This is a genomic window from Roseateles sp. (assembly GCF_036404855.1).
In the GTDB taxonomy this organism is placed as follows: domain Bacteria; phylum Pseudomonadota; class Gammaproteobacteria; order Burkholderiales; family Burkholderiaceae_C; genus Pelomonas.
Window position 1 is genome coordinate 1 of the sequence record NZ_DASWYS010000159.1, and the last position, 1,787, is coordinate 1,787.

Sequence of the window (1,787 nt, forward strand, 5' to 3'; positions counted from 1 at the left end):
AGCGCAGCACGACGATGCCGAACACCGGTGCCAGCAGCCATACGACCGTGTGAGCGTAGGGCTCGGCTCGCGCCGCCAGCTCCGGGTCCTGGCCGAGGAAGACCAGCAGCGGCCGCAGGTTCCAGACGATGGGCGTGATGAGGGCGGCGAGCAGGATGGACACCCACAGGCCCTGGCGCACAATGCGGCGCACCGATCTGCGCTCGCGCGCGCCCAGCGCCTGCGCCACCATCGGCGCCACCGCGCCCACAAGGCCGACGCCCAGCAGCTGCAGGCAGATGATGACCGAGCTCGCCACCGCGCCGGCAGCCAATTCGGCCGGGCCGAGCCAGCCCATCAGGATCACGTCGGTGGTGTGCAGCGCATTCTGCGCCAGCTGCGAGATGATCAGCGGCCAGCCCAGCGCCAGCAGCGCCTTGAACTCGCCCGTCCAGGTCCGAGTCGACGCCGGGGCAATGGGGTCTCTCGCGCCCGCGGCGGGCACTTCCAGCATTTCGGCCATAATCTGATCCACTTCGCGGTCGAGGGTCTAGCCCATCCACCCCGGCGAAGCCAGCCGGGAACCGTTCCCCGGTTCACGCATTATTGAGCCGAGTTCAATTCGAGCCTTGGAGTACCCCTCATGCACAAGCTTCTCATCATCTGTGCGTCCGTGCTGGCGCTAAGCGCCTGTACGTCCACACAGAAAGCTGCAACCGTCGGCGGCGTTGCCGGCGCGCTGATCGGTGGCACGACCACGGGTTCCGTCGTCGGCGCGGCCGTGGGCGGCGCCATCGGCGCCACTGCGGGCGCCGTCACGGGCGAACTGCTCGGCCGCTACGAAAAGGACCCGGAGCAGTGCGTCTACATCGACCGCCGCACCAACGCCCGCTATCTCGACGATTGCCCGGAAGGCTGATCGGCCAATAGTCATCAACGGAAAGCCCGGTGCACAACACCGGGCTTTTTTTACGCCAACACGCAACCCTTCCGCGCCACCAACATTCCTTTTTCGACCCTGCACACCCCCATCGGCTCTCCCCCGAGCCCCCGTGCAGTCAAATGGTCCAGACGGCTCGCCGCACCCCGGCGAGCCGTTCTATTTTTTACGGGCTGCTCCGATGCATCCGTGCATAGGCTCCGCCCGCCGCAAGCAATTCCGTCCGCGGTCGAGGGTCAGCGCTCCGGCAGGCCGGCCCGCCTCAGGCTGGGGATCACAGCCAGGCCGTAGGCGTCGTCGCAGCGGTCGACGCCTTCTTCGAGGACGGCCAATGTCAGCGTCGGGTTCAGCTCGCGCAGGCGGCGGACCATGGCCTGGGCTTGCTCGATCTCCCCGAGTTTCTCATGGCTGGCGGCGAGCGTGATGTAGGTGAATGACCAGTCGTTGAAGGTGGCGAGCGACTTGCGGCACCAGTCGATGGCCGTCCGGTAGTTGCCGCGCATCATTTCGGCCGCACCCATGCCATGCAGGCTCACATAGGCGTCGGGCGCGGTTCGGCCCAGTTCGTAGGCGCGGGCGCGGCAGCGATAGGCTTCGTCGGCGTCGCCGCTCAGTTGGTGGACGATGCCGCACAGGTTGAGGATGACGACGCTGTTGGGGTTCTCCGCCGCCGCGTCTCGTACCGCCTGCAGCATGGACGTATCCCTGCCGACACGAAAGAGGGTGAAGCCGCAGATGGCGCGAACCAGGGGATCACCGGGATCGGCCCTGAGTGCCGCGCGCGCCAGCGCCACGCAGTTGTCGTGGTCGCTGTTGCCCAGCGAGGGCAGGCGGGCCGAGATGCGCTTTTCGTAGATCCAGGCCGCAT

The 1,787-nt window shown here is 67.2% G+C and carries 3 protein-coding genes; 1 reads left to right on the forward strand and 2 read right to left on the reverse strand.

The genetic code is table 11. From position 1 onward, the window contains the following. On the reverse strand, positions 1-502 hold a 502-nt coding region (locus tag VGF12_RS10335; protein ID WP_331175949.1), incomplete at its 3' end, for an MATE family efflux transporter. Positions 503-622: 120 nt separating this feature from the next. Between VGF12_RS10335 and VGF12_RS10340 the strand changes: the two genes are divergently transcribed. After that, complete coding sequence (locus VGF12_RS10340; protein WP_331175950.1) at positions 623-898, forward strand: glycine zipper domain-containing protein; 276 nt, start codon at positions 623-625, stop codon at positions 896-898. Positions 899-1,155: 257 nt separating this feature from the next. Here the strand turns inward: VGF12_RS10340 and VGF12_RS10345 are convergent. Next, positions 1,156-1,787: hypothetical protein (locus tag VGF12_RS10345; RefSeq protein ID WP_331175951.1), on the reverse strand; the 632-nt coding region annotated here is incomplete at its 5' end.